At 38.2% G+C, this 22,636-nt stretch carries 17 protein-coding genes and 1 pseudogene; 3 read left to right on the top strand and 15 right to left on the bottom strand.

Annotated elements, in window-relative coordinates; genetic code table 11:
* From ACEW8O_RS00090 to ACEW8O_RS00080, 3 genes and pseudogenes are all read left to right on the top strand, one after another.
* Nucleotides 1–325 (top strand): annotated as a pseudogene (locus ACEW8O_RS00090) (hypothetical protein); the annotation flags it as partial.
* A gap of 129 nt (nt 326–454) precedes the next feature.
* Nucleotides 455–1,507 (top strand): zinc ribbon domain-containing protein, encoded by a 1,053-nt coding sequence (locus ACEW8O_RS00085; protein WP_373492579.1) that lies wholly within the window; start codon nt 455–457, stop codon nt 1,505–1,507.
* Nucleotides 1,508–1,653: 146 nt separating this feature from the next.
* Nucleotides 1,654–2,304, top strand: a complete 651-nt coding sequence (locus tag ACEW8O_RS00080) for a hypothetical protein (RefSeq protein ID WP_373492578.1) — start codon at nt 1,654–1,656, stop codon at nt 2,302–2,304.
* 142 nt (nt 2,305–2,446) lie between these two features.
* Here ACEW8O_RS00080 and ACEW8O_RS00075 read toward each other — a convergent pair whose 3' ends face one another.
* The 15 genes from ACEW8O_RS00075 to ACEW8O_RS00005 all read right to left on the bottom strand — a co-directional run bounded on the left by ACEW8O_RS00075 (nt 2,447) and on the right by ACEW8O_RS00005 (nt 22,579).
* Nucleotides 2,447–3,700: a radical SAM protein gene (locus tag ACEW8O_RS00075; protein WP_373492577.1), complete on the bottom strand. Its 1,254-nt coding sequence runs from the start codon at nt 3,698–3,700 to the stop codon at nt 2,447–2,449.
* Between the two features lie 98 nt (nt 3,701–3,798).
* Complete coding sequence (locus ACEW8O_RS00070; RefSeq protein ID WP_373492576.1) at nt 3,799–5,355, bottom strand: DUF3696 domain-containing protein; 1,557 nt, start codon at nt 5,353–5,355, stop codon at nt 3,799–3,801.
* A gap of 515 nt (nt 5,356–5,870) precedes the next feature.
* Nucleotides 5,871–8,507 (bottom strand): PVC-type heme-binding CxxCH protein, encoded by a 2,637-nt coding sequence (locus ACEW8O_RS00065; RefSeq protein WP_373492575.1) that lies wholly within the window; start codon nt 8,505–8,507, stop codon nt 5,871–5,873.
* A gap of 108 nt (nt 8,508–8,615) precedes the next feature.
* Nucleotides 8,616–9,515, bottom strand: coding sequence for a sugar phosphate isomerase/epimerase family protein (locus ACEW8O_RS00060; protein WP_373492574.1), 900 nt, complete (start codon nt 9,513–9,515; stop codon nt 8,616–8,618).
* 70 nt (nt 9,516–9,585) lie between these two features.
* Nucleotides 9,586–11,208: a RagB/SusD family nutrient uptake outer membrane protein gene (locus ACEW8O_RS00055; protein WP_373492573.1), complete on the bottom strand. Its 1,623-nt coding sequence runs from the start codon at nt 11,206–11,208 to the stop codon at nt 9,586–9,588.
* A 17-nt stretch (nt 11,209–11,225) separates the two neighbouring features.
* Nucleotides 11,226–14,744, bottom strand: coding sequence for a SusC/RagA family TonB-linked outer membrane protein (locus ACEW8O_RS00050; RefSeq protein WP_373492572.1), 3,519 nt, complete (start codon nt 14,742–14,744; stop codon nt 11,226–11,228).
* 92 nt (nt 14,745–14,836) lie between these two features.
* Nucleotides 14,837–15,844, bottom strand: a complete 1,008-nt coding sequence (locus ACEW8O_RS00045) for a FecR family protein (protein ID WP_373492571.1) — start codon at nt 15,842–15,844, stop codon at nt 14,837–14,839.
* 98 nt (nt 15,845–15,942) lie between these two features.
* Nucleotides 15,943–16,536 (bottom strand): RNA polymerase sigma factor, encoded by a 594-nt coding sequence (locus tag ACEW8O_RS00040; protein WP_373492570.1) that lies wholly within the window; start codon nt 16,534–16,536, stop codon nt 15,943–15,945.
* Between the two features lie 387 nt (nt 16,537–16,923).
* Nucleotides 16,924–17,265, bottom strand: a complete 342-nt coding sequence (locus ACEW8O_RS00035) for a hypothetical protein (protein ID WP_373492569.1) — start codon at nt 17,263–17,265, stop codon at nt 16,924–16,926.
* A complete protein-coding gene (locus ACEW8O_RS00030; RefSeq protein ID WP_373492568.1) occupies nt 17,262–17,669 on the bottom strand; it encodes a DUF21 domain-containing protein in 408 nt (135 codons plus the stop codon). Before ACEW8O_RS00030 ends, ACEW8O_RS00035 begins: the two co-directional genes overlap by 4 nt.
* Before the next feature lie 307 nt (nt 17,670–17,976).
* Nucleotides 17,977–18,876, bottom strand: a complete 900-nt coding sequence (locus ACEW8O_RS00025; RefSeq protein WP_373492567.1) for a neutral zinc metallopeptidase — start codon at nt 18,874–18,876, stop codon at nt 17,977–17,979.
* Nucleotides 18,877–19,095: 219 nt separating this feature from the next.
* On the bottom strand, nt 19,096–20,883 hold the full coding sequence (locus ACEW8O_RS00020; protein WP_373492566.1) for a cation:proton antiporter: 1,788 nt from the start codon (nt 20,881–20,883) through the stop codon (nt 19,096–19,098).
* A gap of 212 nt (nt 20,884–21,095) precedes the next feature.
* On the bottom strand, nt 21,096–21,608 hold the full coding sequence (locus tag ACEW8O_RS00015) for a VOC family protein (RefSeq protein ID WP_373492565.1): 513 nt from the start codon (nt 21,606–21,608) through the stop codon (nt 21,096–21,098).
* A gap of 70 nt (nt 21,609–21,678) precedes the next feature.
* Nucleotides 21,679–22,110: a UPF0158 family protein gene (locus ACEW8O_RS00010; protein WP_373492564.1), complete on the bottom strand. Its 432-nt coding sequence runs from the start codon at nt 22,108–22,110 to the stop codon at nt 21,679–21,681.
* 178 nt (nt 22,111–22,288) lie between these two features.
* A complete protein-coding gene (locus tag ACEW8O_RS00005; protein WP_373492563.1) occupies nt 22,289–22,579 on the bottom strand; it encodes a type II toxin-antitoxin system PemK/MazF family toxin in 291 nt (96 codons plus the stop codon).
* Nucleotides 22,580–22,636: the final 57 nt, after the last annotated feature.

Below are 22,636 nucleotides of genomic sequence, written 5' to 3'. Positions count from 1 at the left end.
GGACAAGAAGAAGCTGAAAATTCCTGCTGAAGTCCTAAAGGTTTTAAGGACTTATGGATACAAAGGAAATGTCAGGGAGTTGGAAAATCTTTTTGTTCAGTTTTATACCTTTTGTGAGGGTGAAATCTATTTAGAGGATCTCCCTGATCGGATTTTGGACAACAAAAGTGATCCCCGTTCCCTGACAGAAGTTGAGAAAAGTCATATACTTAAAGTTTATGGTGATGGAAAAAGACCCTTGGTTGAATTGGCCTCAATTATCGGCTGTACAAGAGATACATTAAGAAAAAAACTGAAAGAGTATGGAGTTTATGAGGATATTTAGATTGTATTCGAAATGACTTTCATTTATTATTTTGTTTTTCAAACACATCTAGATTTCGACAGTATTGTCTCAATCATTCGCAGTTTACATTTATAAATTTTGAATATTGTAATTTAAAAGATATTTTTAGTGGAAACTTTTAAAGTTACGGAGGTTACAGGAATGACAAATTATTTTGAGGATTTAAGGAAGATTGAAAATCTTGTAAAACAGAAGTATTATCCAAGCTCAATGATGCGTTCCGTCAAATTGATTGAGCTTGGCTTGAAAGAGCTTTACAAGAACTTAGAGGAATATTTAGAACAGAACGGCAAATCTGACGGCTGGGAAAAAATGCATGTTGACTTTTTCAGATTGAAAAAAGAACAATTTGAGTTTCAAAATGCGAGCTTAGGTAGTTTGGTCATTTTTGCCAGGTACACTTCATTTTGGGATCATGTTAAAGAGATGTGTGATTCCAATCTTCGCTTTGTGAAAATGGTCAATTGGGAGCATATTCGAAAACTTAGAAATATTATTGTTCATGATGATTTTGAGGCATCAAGGTTTGATGCATTGGAAATGTTATTTTGGACAAAGGTTTTCTTATATGAATCTGGATTGATATCAGGGAAAAAGAATCCCATTCCAGAAATCCTAGATACTGAATGCGCACATTGCGAGACTACCATGTCCCTTAGTTGGAATTATTGTCCGGAATGCGGAAAGTCAGCAAGGAGTGTTTGCCCTGCTTGTTCACAAATCACCCATCATAATCATCGAGTCTGTTTTCACTGCGATTCTGTAATTATTCCTTCTGATTATAAAGGAGGGTCTGCTGAACGTAAAATCTATAAATCTTATGCAGAGGCAGTTTGGGCCGATTGGGTAGTTACTCCAATAGAGCGGGAATGGTTACAGCAGAAAAGGTTAGAACTTGGCCTAACCTTGGATCAAGCTCAAGAAATTGAATTGGAGGTTATTCCCAAAAATTATTTCATGTTTATGGAAATTATTGATGCCACTAAAGTGGATGGAAGTATAGATCGCTATGAAAGAGAGTTTTTAGCAAAAAAGGCAGAGAAATATTCTATACCCAAAGAAGTAGCTCAACAATTAATCAAAGCAGCCTCAAGCAATAGGTCCCAAAAAACATCAATAAAGAGGATTATGGAATTAATATCATTAAATGGGCTCCTTTGAAAATAGTTACTTGAAATTCTAGGTGAACTTTTGAAAGAGCATTTAGTATAAGTGTATGATTTTGTCATCATTGAGTCAAAATGGAACTATCATTTTAATGAAATCAAAAATTTCCCCTAAATTCAAGGATATGCAGTTATAAAAAAATGCTTCCCGGACCTACCAACGTCTACCACTGCCCCGGCTGTTCAAAATCCATTCTCCAATGGACTTTGGCCAGTGCCAATTCTTTGGGTGCAAAGTATTATTCGGATGGAAGGATAAAGGCTCCAGATTTTCCAGCTACAGTTATCATTACTCAATGCGAGGATTGCGGGACCATTTTTTGGTTGGATAGGGAGATCAAAGTGGATGAATTTGAAGATGATGATTTCAGAGAGGATGATGCCCTGAAAAGGGATTATTACCGTGAACAAGGTGCCTGGGCGGAGGAGTTGGATAAGGAAGGCTGGGTTAAAGCCATTCAGAAAGGAGCTTTTCGAAACCCAAAGGAGGAAATATATCTCAGGAAAAAACTGCTTTGGTGTTTGAATGAGTTCTTTTTGGAAAACAAAGGATTCCTTGATGCAGAAGACTTTCTTCTTAGGCAGGAAAATGCCAACAATCTGATCAAATTATTGGACAATACCGCTCAAAGAGATCTCTTGCTGATCGCAGAACTCCACCGCAATGTGGGAAATTTTGAATCCTGTCTAGAAGTATTGGATCTGGTCACTGAGCCGGATTTACAGCGGATGGCCTATGGTATTTTTAAAAAGTGCAGGGTGAAGGATAGTAAAGTCTTTGAGCTGGGGTGAGGATTGGTGGTCAAGATCATCGGAATCTATTGCTCGAGAGAGCTTGCTCTCTCAAAGGTATTTTCGTAATTCTTGGCGACTGTTCCTTATCTTATTTCCAACATGTTTCAATATTTGCGGGGCCTAGGATCTGCTGCTTTACTCATTGTCTGTGGTGCGGTGATAAGTTGTTTGCGATTTCATTCATTTGTTCCCAATCGTGGCGGGAGAAAGAGTTTGAAGAGGTTACAACAGGGATCGCAAACTCTCCTATGTTTTCTTCTTTAATATTCCACAATTCTTTTTCATGATAAAGTTCTGTTCCTCGAAGTAACATAAGTGGGAATGCTTTGATTGTTTTACAACCTATACTTTCAACGAAGTCAATGCTACGTTTGAAACTATCTATTGTCTGTCCAGGTAAACCATAAATTAAGCTCACTTCATAGCTGATGTTTCTCTCTTTGAGTTGGGTAAACGCTTCGTCAATTTGTTGGAGATTGTTTCTGCGGTTTATATTATCAGCTTCGGTTGTAACTGCTGTTTGCAAACCAAATTCAAGATGATAATTATCACCGCTACATAAATCTAAAAACTCTTTCCCAGCTATCCCGCGGATATTTTCAAGCCTACTTTGTAGAGTGAAAGTTGTATTCAAGTTGGTGCGATTAATTTCTCTCATTACTTCTAAATAATCTTTGCCTGAATTAAAAATCGGATCTAGTATGTTTACTCGTTTTACTTGTCTGTCAGCGATGAATGATATTTCATTAAACACTTTGTCGAGTGAATGCTTGAATACTTTATTTTGGGTCAGGTCTCGGTGGGCACAAAATGAACAACGATATGGACAACCTCTTTTGGTTTCAAGTCGCAACATAGGAGTCCCAGAAGGAACAAAGATTTCATTTGTCAAATAGGCAGATGGAATTTCAGAAAAGTCAACAGGCGTATTTAAGAATTGAGGAACTGCTGTCTTAACCGGTGAAGAAAAAAAATCTTTTAATGATTGTTCGGCATAACCACTTACAAAAATTTGCACATCAGGATATTGAAGAGGAAGGTCTTTTTGGTTAGAGTACGTTATTTGATAACCGCCTAAAATTATATTGCCTCTAAAGCCAAGCTTCCGAAGTAGTTCAATGAAATCGTTAAGCAAATACTCGTTCCAGATGTAAGCGGAAATTGCAATGAAGTCAAACTTTTCAAGATTGAAGCCTGAGAGATTATTTTCAAAGTCTATCGCTTGAGCTTGTCCTCCATACTTCAAGCTATTGATCGAAAGGTGGTGAAAACTCATTTTGTCTTGAAGTTGTCTGTCGTTCTTTAGAAAACCCAAAATCGTAGCTATCGCTAAAGGTTTTTCAATTTCCCCATCTCGGATTAAGTCAAATGATATGAATAAAGTGCACTTCATTTTTTTCTTTCAATTATCGCCCTTCCAGTGTCGGTTTTGCTACACAATAACATACCCAAATAACTAATTTAAATAATAGTCTTTAGGTAATATAAACCTCAATTAACCCCAATATTGTCCAAGGAAGTCAATAACCTAGGTAATTCATCGAAGAATCCTGCTCCAAACTCATTATTGAATCGTCCATCATTTTCGATCTGAATAATGCTGAAATTTGAATGTATATATTCATCAGTCCCGGGCTGGAAGAAGTAAAATATCTTCGTATCATCAGTTTTTAATTCCTTTGTGGCCGTGAGAAACTGGAAATTCCTGATCAAATATTCACTATGCGTTTCAATAATAAATTGGACATTGAACTTGGTGGATGCTTCCATAAACATGATTGCCAATTTGGATTGGTAAGCAGGATGGAGATTGCCTTCCGGTTCTTCAATAAGGAATAGCGATCCTAAATAAAAACTTTCACCTGCTATATTTCGGAAATTGGCATTTGCTTTTAAAGCCAAGCTCATGATTATTGGAAGCAACTGCGTAAACCCAAATCCTAAATCTGACAGCAAAATCCTTTTGCCATCCTTCATGATAAAAATTTCTATTAAACGGTCTTTGTGGGACTCAATTTCAATTCTTTCCCCAATAGAAAACCTTGTCAGTTGATCAAAAACAAATTGTTTTACCTCAGGATTAAATCCCTCACTTTCATTTTTATATTTCAAAAAGAACTGGAGAAGTTCTTTTTCCCTTTCTGTATAAATTTTTTTGGCAATGGACCTGACAGAAGAAAAGTGAAATATTGAATTAAACTTTTCTGAAAAGGTTTTTAAACTGTGATTAAAAATCAATGATGAAAAATCCTCTAAAAAAAATTTTGCATAATCAGTCTTCTTAAATTCCAATCCAAATTTGTCCAGATAGTATTCAGCACTATGCACTATTGAACTTCCAAGCATATTGATACCACTCAGGATTGTCTCATCATTTTGTGGTAAATCAGCAAATGGATGTTCAAAAGGAATGATAATTCCGCCTTTAGAACAAACATCCATCCCCTCTAAGTATTTTTCATAGATTTTATCATTGCTGTCTATATTTTCATATAACAGCTTATTTTCAGTCGGAAAAGCATATTTTAGCCCCTGCCTTCCAAAATTACTTTTGACTTTGATTCTATGAAAATCGAGATTATTCAAAAAATAATTGACATCAATTTTATATTTGATATGAAGCCCATTATCAGCATCACGGCTTTTTAAGCCATAAAAAATCCGTTCTTCATCTGCATTAAAAAACACGATGGACACCAAATCCCCCTTATTGGGATTTAATTCATTCATCTTATATCCAAGTTCCAGTTTGGCATCTCCGATGTAGTTGATTTGAAAGTCAAATTTAAAATAGATAATATCAGATGTAGTATCATAGTTAAGCGTATTCTTGAAGTCATTGAGGTTATGACCACTTCCAGAAAAATCCAATTCTTCAAGTGATTTGGTTCTTTCCAAGCTGGTTTTAAACAAAACAAAAGCTTTTATCAAACTGCTTTTACCGGAACTGTTGATCCCTGTCAATAAGGTAATCGGGGCTAAATCGAAAGCAGTCCGATCTTTAAAAAGCCTGTAATTTTCTAATTCAATGGTTTTGATATAATTCATCTTATTTTTTTATAATCCTAAATTCCTTTCCATTTCCCCCACAGCGAAAGCGATAAAATCATTTTGTTCAACTGAGATTTGACAATAATTGAATTGAAAAGTGATTAATACTGCATGCAGCGATTCACCTATCAGCAAGGAAAGGACTTGGGAATTAAGATTTGGAAACGGGTGTATTGAAAGCTATGGGTAATGATAACTAAAAAAGAAAGGTTACAACCAAACATGAATCTTTTTCTTTCATGAATTGGATTAAACACCAGACAATCAGCTTAGAAATGTTTTTTCTAATGGATATTTATTTTTCTATTCCTCTTGGGTCAGGGCATTGATCAGAAACAGTAATGTAAAGAAAATTGAGATTTTATTAAATGAATTTCAGAAAACGGATATTCCTAAAGGTCCCAAAGATATTGCAAAGAATAAAAACCTTAGCGCAACCCTTGCGTCCCTTGCGGTTTATTTTCCAATAGAAGCTGGAGTCAAATTCTTAAAATAGTTTGCAAATTTATTGCTTAATCGAACCCTCCCAAATAAGCCAATAAATCCTTAAGATCCTGATCAGTAAGCCTTTCCTCAAGCCCATCGGGCATCAAAGATTCCTTGATCATCCCATAATCTGCTATATCTTCTTTTTGGACAGAAATAAAGCCTTTTGCTTGGGTATAAAGCTTGATATCATTGTTGCCCACATCAATCTGCCTTCCCTGTTCCAATGTTCCGTCTTTTAATTTGATATACCAGCCCTGCCATTCAGGACTCATTTCGGCAGATGGATACAATATGGATGCAATCAGATTATTCCGGTCTTTGGATTTTCCGACATTGCTGAGGTCAGGGCCCAAGTCTCCGCCCCTTCCGTCCATGACATGGCAGGTTGAACACAGGGAAGTATTGGAAAAAAACACCCTTCGCCCTCTCTCACTGTCCCCTTGTCCATCCAGCAAAGCATTCCATGATTTCTCATCGGCCACATCAGGTCTATGGGACAAACCTTGATTCAACCCTAATAGAATCTGCTGCTGAAACCCTTCTGTAGCAGCCGGTTTATTAAGGTTCTTTTCAAAGGCCGCCCGGATATCAGGGTGGGATATTTTAGACCTGAGAAATCTTGCAGCTTCAATTCTTATGTTTTCTTCTTCATTTTCCAAAAGCGGGATTAATTGTTCCCAATTATCCAATGGTTGTCTTGAAAGACTGGCCAATGCCTCAGACCTGATCAACTCTGAATTTTTACTTTCCAAACTGATCTCCAAAAATCTGGCAGCAATTTCTTTATCCGGAACGGTTTGTAATGTCCTGATAGTCTCCAATCTCAATGCATCAGGCATACCTTCTGCTAAAAATGAAATCAGCAATTTTTTCTGATCCCCAGGATTATCCAAAAATCTTAAAGCATAAACCCGCATTTCGATTGGGTTTTTACTGTTCTGAACAATATCAGAAACAAAATTTTCCGGAAGTTCTCTTTTCAGCGCCTGGGACCTGGATTGAAGCTGATTTTGAAATTCATTGATATATTCAGGTTGAAGCAGTTTTACAGTCTCCAAATATGTTTCAAACAGGTCATTGGAGGGTGCACCCACAATAAGCGCATTTCCAATTTCATCTTTCAAATTGACCATCTGGGAAGATCCTACCCATATCAAAGCCATTTTTCTAATTTGGGAATCAGGATCGGTCAAAAACCCTTTTGCAAACGTTTCCAGTTCTTTGTCCCCTGATTTTTTTGCTGCGAGTAAAGCGCCCAATCGGACTGCTGCATCTTGGTCTCTTACTAAATTCTTTATTTCCTCATTTCTATTGGATAAAGCCATTATACCTGCATGCCTTTGATAGGGGTCATCAGACTGCAAATAGGATTTCAGATCCACTACAGGTGTGGTATCCATTGATTTCAATGCTATCTCCCAATTGGTTTGTGAGGGTTGCTGTCGCTTTGTTTTTCCGGGAAATACTTTCTCATTGTCTTTGGCGGAAAGTTTCCAGATTTTGCCCCTACCATGATTGGGATAAAACCGGATAACCCAATCCGTAAAATAAATCTCACCCTTGCTGTTTACAGCAAAAGCCACCGGTCTAAAATCTTCTCCTCCTTCTACAATAACTTCCGTTTTACCGGTCACAGAAAGTCCTTCTTCCCGCATATCAATGCGGACAATGGTACTTTCTTCCCAGATAGTACATAGAAATTGATTATTATAATCCTCAGGCAAATTGGTCAAGCTTGCATTTACCAATCCGGATGGTGCCTCCCCTAAAGGTACTGCCATGGGCAGCGTACCGGGAAGTTCTCCGTTCCAGGCAAGGTAGGGATGGATGCCACTGCCGCCAAAAAGTGATTGGTATCCGAAATCAGATTTATAAACTGCATGAACAAGCCGGTTCGGCCCCCTGCTGTCCGGGTCATTGTCGGCTACCAGCAACCGGCCATCATTATCAAACTTCAGGTCAAACGGATTCCAATAGCCAGTGCTGAATTCCTCCACCTGAGACCCATCCCATTTGGCCCTTATGATATTGCCTCCATCACCATATCCTGAAATCAGACTTCCGTCACTTCCTTCAAAAATCCAGTTTTCGCTTCCGGTATTACCTCTGCCTAGGTACATATATCCATCTTCGCTGAATGTGATACTCAGCATGGTTGCATGGGCATAGACGCTCTCAGGTTTTATGAGCTCCATAAGCTTCTTTTGTTCCTCGGAAACACCATCATCATCACGGTCATAAAACACCCAAACTTCCCTTGAGGTGACAAGATGCAAATGGCCTTCCGGAGAAAATGCCAAGTTCATCCCTTCTTTGATCCCTTCTGCAAAGACAGAGATTTTGTCTAATTGACCATCACCATTGGTATCTTCAAAAACCTTGATCAAATCCCCATCAGGTCCCTGATAATCCTTGGGAGCTAAATGGGTATGGGATTCCAATACATATATCCTGTCTTTATCATCAATGGCTATTCCAATGGGCGTAACGATATCAGGTTCCTCCGCCACAACGGAAAGAACCAATCTGTCATCCAAAACACGTACACCCTCAGGCAAACCACCATTCGATGTTACATTTGGTTTACATGAAAAAAGCAATTGGATTGTCAGAAAAATTAGAGAATTGATTATTTGTGGCTTGGGATTAAATGAATACATAAAATGGGTGTCAGAATAAATGTGTCTTTTTCTTTTGATCTTAATTTGTCCAAGATCATAATAATTCCTAACGTTCCGGGGGTTTTCCCGGAAGGTTAGGAATTAAATTTAACTTTTATATTTTTTGAAGAGGTCGTAGGCCCGGGTCAGGTCTTTGACGAGGGTGTCTTCATTTCTTGGAGGGGCCATTTCAATAAGCAGGTAACCTTCATAGCCGTATCCCAGTAATTTTTGAATGACAGCATCATTTTGGGTTACCCCATCCCCATAATTGACTACTTTATGAATGCCAAACCTTTCTGTATCCTTAATATCAATATGCATGATTTTCGAATGGAATTTTTCCACTACATCCAATAGGTTGACATTGGAACCATCAAAATGGGCATTGTCCATGCACATTCCAACGTGGGTTGAATCTACCTCATCAAAAATTCTATCATAATCTTCTATGAATTCAATATTGTTATTGGCATGGTTCTCCACCATCACTAGAACATCCATTTCTTCGGCTGCGGGGGCAATTTCCTTTAGGCAGGCAATAACAGCTTCCAAACCACCGTCCTTTCCTCTTCCCGCACCTGTAAACTTGACCCTTCTGCACCCAAGTTCTTTGGCTGCATGCATATTCCAAAGTTTATGAGTTACATCTTTGATAATATTCCCTTCCGCACCAAAGCCGGAGCCCTGAACACAAATCGGCTTGAGATCGAGCTGTTGGCATCTATCCTTGATACTGCGGATTCCAGCTGGGGTCAAAGTTCTGGCATACCAGCAGTTGAATTCCACATTTCTGAAAGGGAGTTTAGGAAGAATTTCAAAGGCCCTTTCAAAATTGTGATCACCGAAACCATCCATTGTTATGGTTGCTATGGCGAGTTCGACTTTTTTCGGATCTTTGAAATCAAGGTTTTTCGTATTTGCCATTAAATCCGGAATGACACTCAATCCAGCAATTCCCAAACCTGTTTTTTTCAAAAATTCTCTTCTGTTTCCACTATTATTCATTAGTAAAGTATTTTTAAAGTACCCAATAAATCAGGGTCTTAATTTAACCATAATTTATTGGGTACTTCTATTATTCCCAACCTGGATTTTGGGTGAGCAATGAATTTCTCTCAAAAAGATTGAGACCCAAGGGCATTAAGAAATACCTTGGATCAGCAATTCTTCCCGGATCAATTACTGCTTTTGGTCTATTATTGAATCCTAAACTACCACCGGATGCAGCAGATTCAACAACAACTCTTTTAAATGTTTCAAACATGCGTTTTCCATCAAACCAACCATGGCCTTCAATGACAAACTCTTTTCTACGCTCCCTATACAAAGCTTCGGTAAAAGCTCCGGCGCTAAGTCCTGCTAAATCCACAGTGGCATTGGGGGTATCAATATTAACATTAAAGGCACGCCTTCTGACTTTATTGATATATTCATAAGCCTGGGCAGTAGGTCCGTTATTTTGACCACTTATAGCTTCAGCAAGCATCAAATACACATCAGAAAACCTTAAAATAACATAGTTATTCCTATCACGGCCTCCCTGGATTGCTCCCATATCCACAAACTTGCGGAAACCCGGAACATGGACATCTACCAGACTTGCAGGAACTTGTTCACCGGTATCTGCCCTTCTCCATACACCGTCTACAGGTTCTAAATAGGGATCAAAATAAACGATCCCCCCACCGGAACTTGCAGGAACACTCATTCTGTCATAAAATGTAGCCGCACGTCTTGTATCATCTTCGGAAAAAGTTCTATAAAAATCCACATTGGCCAGGTAATCATGCCAAGGAATCTGATAGAGCTCATTGGTCACAGCAGTAGCCAAGAGAGGTGTAAGATTTCCTCCTAAATCGGGGGCATCCATGCGTTGGATATCAAAAATAATTTCGGCATTATTTTCATTACCTATTTCAAATATCCTGGCATAATTAGTTAACAATTGGCTATCTCCAACTGCAATGGCAGCATTTAAGGCATCAATAGCTTTTTGATAATCACCACTTTGGGCTGATGATGGATCAGTGGCCCTGGTAAGAAAGACCTTACCTAAAAGCGTATAAGCAGCCGTTTTATTCGCCCTTCCTCTGTTATTTCCGGTTAAAGCAGCTTTGGGTGTAAGCCACTCTGCAGCTTGGGTCAAATCTGAAATAACCAATGCATAAACATCTGCAGCCGGACTTCTTGGCAGTTCCAGATTTTCGACTCCTCTTGTGGAAGTTTCTCTGATTGGAACACCTCCAAAAACCCTTACAAGATTTAAATAAGATAATGCACGAAGAAACAAAGCTTCTCCTTTGAGTCTTGTTTTTAAAGCATCTGCCATTTGAATCCGATCCACATTATCGAGTAAAATATTAGCACGATTGATGGTAACATAACTGGCCCCGTAAATCCCACTGAAATCACCTACCTGAAATTGCCAGGTATCCCATCTTCCATAAGCTGAGTTAATTTCCAGTCGGGTAGTTACCGCTTCAGTAGTAAATTCATTCAGGTGCATTAAATTGGTTGCATAATTTCCATATAAAGATTGGTATATACTATTTGTGACAGTGATAGCATCATTTGCCGTTTTGAAGAAGTTTGATTCAGTGATGATATCATAAGGACGTTCTTCCAGAAAATCCTGATGGCAACTAACCATAGAAATAATCATCACTATTGTTGTTATTGATATTTTTATATTTTTCATGACCTTTGATTTTTTGATTAAAATTTAAAACTCACGCCTACCATATATGTCCTTGCCATCGGGTAGGAACCAAAGTCAATACCTTGATTGATATTGTTTTGCCCTGCTTGATTCACCTCCGGATTAAATCCTGTATATTTTGTGAAGGTCAGAATGTTTTGCCCACTGACATATACTTGTCCTCCACTAAAAACTCTGGTAGTCATTGGTAGATTATAGGCAAGCCTGATATTTCTTAACCTTACAAATGAGCCATCTTCAATAAAAATTGAACTCATACCACCTCCCGGTGTATTACTGATCAAACCAATGGTAGGGTGAATCTGAGGATATTTGGCATTAGGATTTGATTCCCTAAAGGCATTTTCGGCCCTATCCCTGGAAAGGTTTGAACCCGCACCATCAGTGTACATATCTCTTTTATTCACGTTCAATACATCCCCCCCAATTACTCCCTGAAACAAGGCAGTAAATTCAAAATTCCCAAATGTGACCCTATTGTTCCAACCAAAAATAAAATCAGGATTGGGATCACCGATAATGGTCAAATCGTGTTGATTTACGATTCCGTCAGGAGCTGTAGGATTTCCATTTTCATCCGGAGGACCTGCAACATCTCTATATCTGGCCGAACCTACAGTGGGTACAACTCCATTATTATAAGTTACACCATGTGCATCAATCTGGGCCTGATTATGATAAACCCCATCATATATAGCTCCCCAAAACACCCCTAATGGTTGGCCAACTCTTACATAAGATCCTGAAGCAAAGGCTCCACCATAATCATAGCTTATTCTTGGGCCCCGGATCTGCTCTGTACCACCAAGATCCAACACTTTATTTCTATTTACAGAATAATTTACATCAGTGTACCATTTAATCCTTGCATTGTCTATTACATGGCCGCCCAAGGCCATCTCTAAACCTTTATTTTCTACACTTCCTATATTACCCGTTACTGTATTAAAACCGGATTCAATAGGTATTTCAAAATTCATCAACAGATCTGTTGTCTTCTTATAATAAAGATCCACTGAAAAGTTTATCCGATCCCTAAAGAAGCCCATATCTGCTCCAAGGTCAAACTGTGTGGTTGTTTCCCACTTTAGACCTGGATTGGCCAGACGGGTCATTGAAAAAGCATTGACCGGTACACCCCCAAAGGTATATTTCTGAAGTGCGAAATTAGGCTGGGATCTATAAGTGTCAATTTCCTGACTTCCTATCTGACCAGCCGAAGCTCTTACTTTAAGATCGCTGAACACATTAAGGTTTTGAACAAATGCCTCCTCACCTGCTCTCCAGGCTAAAGCAACGGATGGGAAGAAAGCCCACCTATTATCAGATCCAAATTTAGAAGATCCATCTGCACGGGCAGTCAGGGTCAATAGATATCTATCATTATAGACATAATTAGCCCGGCCCATATAAGATGCCAGTGACCATTCATCCCTACTTGAAGTAACGTTAGGCACATCATTACCTGCCTGTATAGAATACCACTTAGTTACATTATTATCAAATTGACTTCTTCCCATAAATGTTCTATCTACCACCCTCCTTTGAATTTCGTAAACTCCTGTGATGTTGATTCTATGTTTTCCAATTTCCTTTTCATAGTTTACCTGGTGTGTATTTAACCAAGTAAAAGCATTTACAGAACCAATAGAGGCATTTGACGCTCTATTAATGGGATCCAGATCATTGGAAAAATAAAAATTACGTGTACGGGTTTCTGAGTCCAGGCCTAACAATAATCTATAGGTAAGACCTGGGGCAAGGGTGGCATCTGTAAAAATATTTCCCAAAACTCTATCAGCAACAGTGATGTCGGTAGTTTCATTGATCAGTTGAACAGGGTTTAATCTGTTAAATGGGGAATATCCTGCTCTGTTAGCATCTACTCTATTTGAATAATTACCTGTAGTGGGATTATATATAGGTAAAATAGGCAAATAATTCAAAGCAGAATGTACAGCACTGGAATTTGCGTTCCCTGACCCACCATCAAAAATCTGATTGTTTATGGAGCGGCTTAATGTTAAACTATTGCCAATCTTTAACCAATTATTGACTTTTCCATCCAAATTAACCCTTAAGGAATACCTATCAAACCCTGATTGCTTGATGACCCCATCTTGGGAAAAATAGTTTGTTGAGATATTATAAGCCATATTTTCAGTTCCTCCGTTAAACCCTATCTGATAGTTGGATACGGGAGCTGATCGGAATATTTGATCTTGCCAGTCAGTATTGAACTCAGGATTTGACATTTCCGCTTGGGAAAAAGGCCAGGCTCCAATGGTTTCACCGGCCGGTACTCTGTTTTGTACAGCCGCAGATTCATTGACCCAGCTCATAAAACCTGGTGCGTCCAAAACATCTATCCTTCTATCAACAGTCTGCACTCCGTGATATACGTCCAATGTAAGACCACCTTTACCCGGTTTTCCTCTTTTGGTAGTAACAAGAACAACCCCATTGGCACCTCTTGAGCCATAAATAGCAGTAGCTGAGGCATCTTTTAATATTTCAATGGATTCAATGTCATTAGGGTTTATAGCAGCCAAAGGGTTTGGCGCCACTCTGAATTCATTGAACTGACCACCCCCAGGGTTTACTTCATTTCCGCTATTATACACAGGAAATCCGTCGATGACGTATAATGGCTCATTGCCACCACTTATTGAATTTCCACCTCTGATTCTTACACTGACACCGCCACCAGGAGCTGAAGATGCTTGGGTTACCTGTACACCGGGTGCTCTTCCCTGCATCATTTGATCAAGTGATGTATTGACCCCGATCTGAATGTCCTCACTGCTAAGAGAGGTAACCGACCCTGTCAGGTCACTTTTTCTTTGGGTTCCATATCCTACCACTACAAACTCCTCGAGTGACTTGGTATCGACTTTTAGAACGACATCTACAATTGACTTTCCTCCGGGAACAATTCTCTGCTTCTCATATCCAATAAATGAAAAAATTAAAACAGATCCATCAGCCACAGATAAGCTGTATTTTCCTTCGATATCAGTTACCGTTCCAATGGCAGTGCCCTCTACAATTACACTTGCTCCCGGTATTGGATTACCATCTTCATCAATCACAGTTCCTTTGATCTCATTTTGGGCAGTTTTTATTTCTACCTGTAAACCCCGGTCTGAAATATTTCTCTCGGCCACAAAAATGGAATTATCAACCTGTTTGAATTTAAGGTTAGAAATGGTGGCTATTTCCACAAGGATATCCTTGACGGTTATTTTCTTCTTTTTGATTTCAAGGGTTGTGTTTTCCGGAATTACATTTTCTGGATACACAAATTTATAGTCAGTAATCTGCTCCAGATTTTGGAAAATTTCATGAAGGTTCCACTGGTTTTTTTGCAGGACAACAAAAGCCTTATCAATGGGCTTTATCTGAGCATTGATATCATGGGCCATTAAGGTTGTCATAAAGACGCACTGTATGGCCATACCGTAAATTAAATTTTTTGATACCATTTTGATTAGGTACAGTAATTTTCTTTTCATAATTTTAAGTGGTTTTAAGGTTAACGCTTTAAGATTCCAGGGTAAATGAATTCATTTGGAGATGGAGAGTTTACCCTGTTTTTGTTTTTAGATCATAGGCTTATATTTTTTATTTGAACATTCTTTCCTTCTATCTCAAAATCAAATCCTATCGAAAAACTTAATCCGGTAAGGATATCTTTGAGATTTTTATTTTCAAAACTTCCGATTACTTTTCTGTTTACATCTACACCCTTCTGGATTTTCATTTCAACCCCATACCAGTCTTCAAGATCCTTCAAGATTTCTTTTAATGGTTTTTTATCAAAAACCAAAATACCATCTTTCCATCCAATGATCTTTTCCAAATCAAAAGACCTGACTTCAAATTCAGGTTCAGACCTATCCGATTTCTCCCACAATGCCATAAGTCCGGGTACCAATTCTACTTCCCTGTCGGCTGAGGCCACAGATACTTTTCCTTCTGTAAGGGCAATTCTATAATCGTTCCTAGCATAGACATTAAATGAAGTACCCAAGGCAGTAGTAGTAAGTCCATTTGAGATTACTTTGAATGGTTTATTGGGATCATGAGCAACTTCAAAAAATGCCTCACCCTTGACTTTTACAATTCTTTCATTTTTACCGTAATCCGAAGAATAAGAAATCTCGGATAAGGAATTCACTGTAATTTTTGTTTGGTCGGGCATCGTGATTTTCATCTTCTCCCCAGCCCCGGTCGTCCGGACCAACTCTTCAATTGGTTCTAGTTTTGAAACCAACTGTATATTGTCCTTGTAGGAAATACTTTCCTTTAAGATATAAACCGAAAAAAGTATTAACATCAAACTAGCGGCAGTCCTTAGGCTTTGGATTGTTAAGATCTTAAAATAGGATGGTTTTGGTTTTTGGGGTTTAAGGATTTTTTGATGGATATTTTCCAATATTTCCCTATAATCCGATCTGTCCTCCCATTGAGGATTGGGACTTTCGAAATGCTTTTCAAGTATATCATTGAGTTTTTCCCTTGAACCGGGATGTTCCAGCCACTGAAACACTTCCTTTTCCTGACCGGGAGTACAAGAACCTCTCAAAAATTTAATAATGGTGTTTTCTTTCACGGCAATGTTTCTTTTCTATAAAAAACATAAGTGAAGAAGATTACTTAATGAAAATTGAAAAAAATAAAAATTTTATTGTTCGATCAAAAAAATTCTTTCTAGCCCAAATAGAAAATAACAAATAATAGGGAGGCTGTAAAAGTAAAATGTTGAAGCATTTCCTTTTTCATCGTTTTGGATGCCAAATAGATATGATGTTCAATTGTTCTTTTAGAAAGCTTCATTATTGTAGCAATTTCAGTTGAGGATAAGCCTTCAATTTTATTGAGGCGAAAAACTTCCTGTTGAACCTTAGGGAGTTTATCAATCAGATTAAAAGCTGATTCTTTCAATACTTCATACGTCAGATCATCTTCTATTTTATTCTCTACCAATAAATAATCCTCAGGTATTTCCTCAAAAGTACAAGATGCTTTTTTATCTCTGATATAGTTATACATGTAGAATTTTACTGCCTGAAAGAGGTAGGTCTTAAAATTTTTGGAATCATCTAAATCCTTCCTCTTTTCCCAAACCCTGATGAATATATCCTGAACAGCATCCTGAGCCAATTCCTTATTTGGAAAAAATGTAAGCGCAAATGCCATCATTTTTTTGACATATTGCTCGTATAGTTCGTCAAATGCATTGATATCACCCTGACGGAGTAAAACCAATAATTCCTGTTCGCTATGTCTGCTTTGTTTACCCAAATTAATGATACCACAAACTTTTTCAACAGCTCAGAAATAATAATCGTAATGAATCAATTCACAAAGGCTAATTCAATATCCGATAAGTTGGGTTTATGATAATCTGCAATCAATATAAAGTATTTCGAAATAAATAAAAATTCCAGTTTGAAGATCAGAGTTTTAAAAATTCAAAATATATTGATTTCATCCGAGCCTCTAATATGAAAACCTTACTTTTGGATTAATAAGTGATGTTTTTTTTAAACGTGATAAGCTAGTTCATGAATTTTGGGAAAAAATAAAAATTTAAACAAATCATACAAATCATAAGCTAGAAGCAATACTTCAGAGTTGGAGGTCAATAAAAACCGGTACGGTTTTATTTGAATTAAATTACCCAACACTTTATATCTCTACCGCAATCTTTCGCATAAGTCTGCCTAGGATATCTGAACCGGTAATGATTCTTTTTTCCACATCCGTCCAAAGGATAATCAAATCTTCATCAATCACATCATCACCGGAAAATTTTGGTTTGACTTTGAAACCATCAAGGACATTTGCCAAAGGCAATGACATATCTTCAAAAACCATTGGATGATGGCAATGTTCTTTCCAATTGAATATTTCATTTCTGAACAATGCATTGCTAATAAAATCCGGTGTATCTATAACCAATTTTGGTTGACTGTTTTTAGAGTCAACAACTATTGTCCATTTTTTTCCTGATTGCGCCAGTGTACTCAAAAATTCATTTTTGGAACTTGAAGTGATACCGGAGCCAATAAAGCTCCCACACGTAGGGCATTTCTCGTAAAATAAGCTTGAGGAAAAATCTCACCAATGAATGTGATCACCACTGTGGAAAAAATAATTGAAGCTACACCCAAAAATACAGAGTCCGCCAATAAAGTCAACAACACATTGATGCTGACATTACCCCATAAAATAGTCGCCAAAGTAAAATTGGAATCCCGCCTCAAGTCCAAAATCCGGGAAGCGTACCGGTCTCCTCCCTCTGCAGCTACTTCCAACCTTAATCGGCTCAAACTGAACAAGGCAATGTTCAATCCTGACATGGTGGCTGATTGGGTGATGCATACTACAATTCCTAACCATATCCAGAAAGATGACATATTAATGAGGGTCAATGTGTTGTTTTTTTAAATCGTCCGTACCTACGGTACTTTTAGGGATTCGTCAACAATTTAATCCCGGCAATAAATTGCCGGGCTATAATTTCGTCCATGCCTACGGCATTTTTGCCAAGGTGGGTGTCACCGCTCACTTTTCAACATTTTCCCATTGGTATCCTTAGGGATTTTCTTCCGTTACCCGTCTCCTATCAATCCATCATCGGTCATCCGACATCTGACATATGTTCTTATTTTCTAATCAAGGAATTTTACTTCTTAAAATGACCATATACAAAACATCAACACAATATCAGAGCAATTTTTACAAATTCCTCGCATTAAATGTGTCTCCATCTCTGACATCCCCTGTATCAAAGCCTTTTTTGAACCACCTCGCCCTCTGTTCGGAGGTACCATGGGTAAAAGAATCAGGAACAATCCTTCCTGTTGCTTGTTTTTGCAACCTATCGTCTCCTACTGCACTTGCTGCATTCAATGCTTCTTCGAGGTCACCCGGTTCCAATATTTTTTTTACTCTTTGTGTATGATGTGCCCAGACCCCGGCATAGAAATCCGCTTGCAGTTCCAACCGTACCATCAACCTGTTGAATTCAGGTTCAGGTATCTTTCCCCTTTTGGATTGAACCATTTCCAAAGTCCCATCCAATCGCTGCACATGATGCCCAACCTCATGGGCAATTACGTAAGCTTGGGCAAAATCCCCGGGCGCTCCAAGTTTTTTACCCATATCCCTAAAAAAACTTAAATCTATATATACCTTTTCATCTCCGGGACAATAAAAAGGACCTGATGCGGAAGATGCAAATCCACATGCTGACTCTACCTGACCTGAAAACAACACCAATGTAGGTTCTCTATATCCATCCATTAGTTGGTTCCAGACATCTTCCGTATCCGCCAATACCACAGCAGTAAATTGGGCCAATTCTTCTTCCTCCGCAGTCGGTTGATAATTTGCCAGTTGGGTTACCTGTCCACCTCCGGTAAACTGGGAAAGCAGTGAAAGCGGATTGGTACCTGTCAGCCAGGTGATCAGGAAAAAAGCTGCAATGATCACCAACCCTGTTTTAGAAAACAGGATTTTCAACAAAGGTGCCAACATCATTGGGTTGATTCCGCCCCTGCCTCCGCCAAAATTCTGAGGTTTTTGACCTCTCCGGTCTTCTATATTGCTACTTTTGCGTCTGCCCTGCCATTTCATAATTGGAGTATTTTAAAGTGGAAAAAATTTTGCCTTCAATTTACCTCATAATTATCGGGAAAAAGGAGTTTCCTGTTAGATTATTATTTATGAATTTTTATGTTTGAAAAAAAATGAAGTTAAATGCAGCTTTTTAATAGCCTTCTCTAACAATTCCTTGGTGTACAGTTTATCCGCATAACCCAATTCATTGAAATAAATTTTAAAGTCCAATAACTATTAAGAAATATAAACAACAGTCTCTCCCGGAAGGATTGCATCTTCATATTGAAACACCCTTTTCTTTCCATCATTGTCCTCTATGACCAATGGCAGTATTTTGCTTTTACCGTGCTTGATCACCCAATCCCTTGTTCTGATCTTATTGATGACTGTATGCTGTTTTTCCAAAAAATTATCTGATAGGATTTTTTGGTTCCATGGTTCCAACTGGACTTTCATAGCAAAAACCGTAGAAGCCTTAATGGCTTCCAGAATGGACTTACCTGCCCCTTCTTCATCCATTGTTAGGAGAATATAATTGTTGTAGATATAAAAATTCTCCCTGGCTATCTGGGCTGCCAACAAATTCACTTCGCTATTTACAGTCAAACCTACAAATACTGTACTCTCATCCGCTTTAGCTTGCTGCATCACTATGTCTTTTAGCGCATTTCCATGGGTACAGTCAAAACCTTTTTGCCTTGCCAATTCTACCATTTCAATATTGGCATCCACCATATGAACAATGGGCTCCTTTTCATTGAGATGTTTGCCCATTAAAAGACTAACAGGGTTTACTCCCAGAATGACAACCCCCTTCCTACCGTCAACCTGGACCAACTCACCTCTGGACCGTAGCCAAGAAGTCGTCCATTTGAGCATAAATGGGACTGTTAGGGTAGTGAAAATGGCCATAAAAACTAAAATGGAAAATATATTTTGGTTGATGATTCCCATCTCCAATCCTATGCCTGCAATGATGATCTCCACTGCACCTCTTCCATTCATACCCGAGCCCACGGTAATTCCTTCTCTCCAACCATGACCACTTGGCAGATAAAAAAACATAGTCCCGAAAATTTTACCGGCAATGGCCACAAAAATAATAGAGAGCAACATTACAAGGTCTGTTTGAAACACATTGATATTGACATTGAATCCAGCTGACACAAAGAAAATAGGGGCCATAAATCCTATGGATACATCAAAAAACGATTTCTGAACCTCGCGCGCTATGTTTTTGGGAAACAGGTTGTCCCTGATAAACAACCCTGCCATAAATGCACCCAAAATACTGTGCAGGCCCGCAAGTTCGGCAAGTTCGGCGTATCCAAAGGTAATGATCAGAATCAGGGTGAAATACAGTGTGCTACTCTGATTTTTGAAACGGGAGATTCGTTTTCCAAGAATCGGCAAAATGTAATTACCCAGGATGATGGTGGCGGCAAAAAACAAAATAGCTTTGCCCAGAACCAATAACAGCCCTGTCATGTCCAAAGAACCCGCATCAGCAAAACTGACAATCCCTGCAAAAATCACCAAAGCAAGTGTGTCTGAGATCAATGCCCCGGCCATCAGCACATAGGCTATCCTGGTGTTCAATAATTTAAGATCCACCAAAATCCTGCTTTTGGTAGCAAGTGAGGTCACCCCGACTGCGATTGCAACAAACAAACCAGCGGTGGGTGTTCCACCGAAATAAATGATGGTATAATATCCGAGGCCGAAGGGGACAATAAAGCCACCGATCGCAGCCAATAATCCTGCCCAGGAAGCTTTTTTCAGATCCGCAAAATCAATTTCTATTCCGATATAGACCATCAATAAAGTAATCCCTATTTCTGCCAGAACTTTGATCGTTTCGGTTTCTTTGATCACACCCAAAAGCGTTGGCCCAAGGAGTATTCCTATGATGAGTTCACCCAATATTGGCGGATAGCCCAACCTCTTGGAGGCTATACCTCCAAGCCAAGCAGCAACCAGTATTAAAAACAGATTGAGAATATTCAGTTTAAAATCTATCATTTTGATCAATTAAAGGTTAGGAGGTTCATTTTAACCATCAAACAAGACATTCCTAAATTCAATAATTTTCTAATATAATAGAAGTTTGCGATAGGATTGGTATTCAAAAAAATGAAATCTTGATTTTACGGAATTTAATTACCAAAAAGTCTATTCAAATGACAAAAAAAAATTTAATCAGGTCTGACAGATTTACTTATTAATGGGATATTTTAAATGTGCTGATCCAGTAAAATCAGATTTCCATCAGGATCTTTCAACATCAGGCTTGCCGGACCAGAAGTTTGCTCATCCGCTTCAGTTTCCAATTTAATGTCTTTAGATTTCAGATGCTGTTGAATTGACCGGACATCGTCAAAATAATCAACGGTATTGGCGTTTTGATCCCATCCTGGATTGAAGGTCAGGATATTGCCTTCAAACATGCCATGAAAGAGCCCGATCAGCGAATCACCATTTTTCATGATCAGATAATTGGACTCCATACTTCCTGCAAACACAGAGAAGCCGAGATTCTCATAAAATTCTTTGGAGACATTGAGATCCTTGACACTGAGACTTATTGAAAAAGCCCCTAATTTGATGTTTTTCATGGTTGGATTGGATTGGATATTGGATAAAGTTGGAATTTCTTCCTTAATGGAGACAGGCGAATTGAAGTTGAGGTAAAATCCCAAAATGAATGATAAGACCAAGCCTGATAAGATAAAGAGGGGATTTTTCATAAGGATTATAAATGAGGTTGTTGGTAAATATTTTAAGCAATTTTGATCAAGTGATAACCTGAAGGGTCAATCATTTCTCAAAAGCCACATCATTCATTTCCAATTCTTCCTGTACATATTCCACATAGGCAGCATCCCGAAATGAAAACCATTGCTCCCTTACTTCTGAGGATTCCACTTCTGCCTTGAAATTTGCAAATGGACTTTTTCTGTCCAATATTTTGATCAGATTATTCCTGAAATAGCCATCTTCCAACTCATCCACAAAGTTTTCCATAATTTGGAATCCTTCTCTTGAATTCATTTTCTCAATGGTGAAAAATCTTTTCCAGTTGTTTTCGATCTCCTCTAATTGTTCATCCCAAAAACCGGAATCATCCATGTCATCCCAATCCAGCACACTTTTATATTCCAAAGTGTCGGAATTGACATAAACTTTCATCCCACATTGAAGTTCCTGGGAGATATCGAATATTTGTTTTTTGGTCAGTTGCTTTGTCATTGGAAAGGCCTTCTATAGGTTATATCTGGTGAAAAATCAAAATATAAAACAAACTAGCCCTGCAAACTTTCAACTATGGAACACACAGAACCTGATGTTTTTATTATAAGATCATTTAATTTGAATCCCTAGTTGGAAACAAATTGCTTCTATAATTTTTTGTCTTATTTTTTCTGAATCAATTTGCCCGTACTTTTTGGTAAGTCTTTTTTTTATCTAATGTTCTAATTTGATGGCATAAAGCTATTGAATCTTTTTCCAAACCATATTTTCCTTGTGGAATTAACACTTCATTTGGATAAATTTCCCTTTTAGGTTTTCTGGATGTGATTGGAATAACATTTACAATGTTCAACAATACATTAATATCATCTTCACTTATCACCAACACAGGTCTTGATTTACCTTGTTCAGAACCCACAACTGGATCAAGACTAGCCCTCCAAATACTCCATTTTTCAAACTTCATGGCAAGTCTTTATCAGCACTCTCAAAATCCTCGGACACTTCCTTTATGTCTGATAAA

Origin of the sequence: Aquiflexum sp. (assembly GCF_041749095.1) — a bacterium.
GTDB lineage: Bacteria > Bacteroidota > Bacteroidia > Cytophagales > Cyclobacteriaceae > Aquiflexum.
This window is presented reverse-complemented; position numbering and strand designations above follow the sequence as displayed.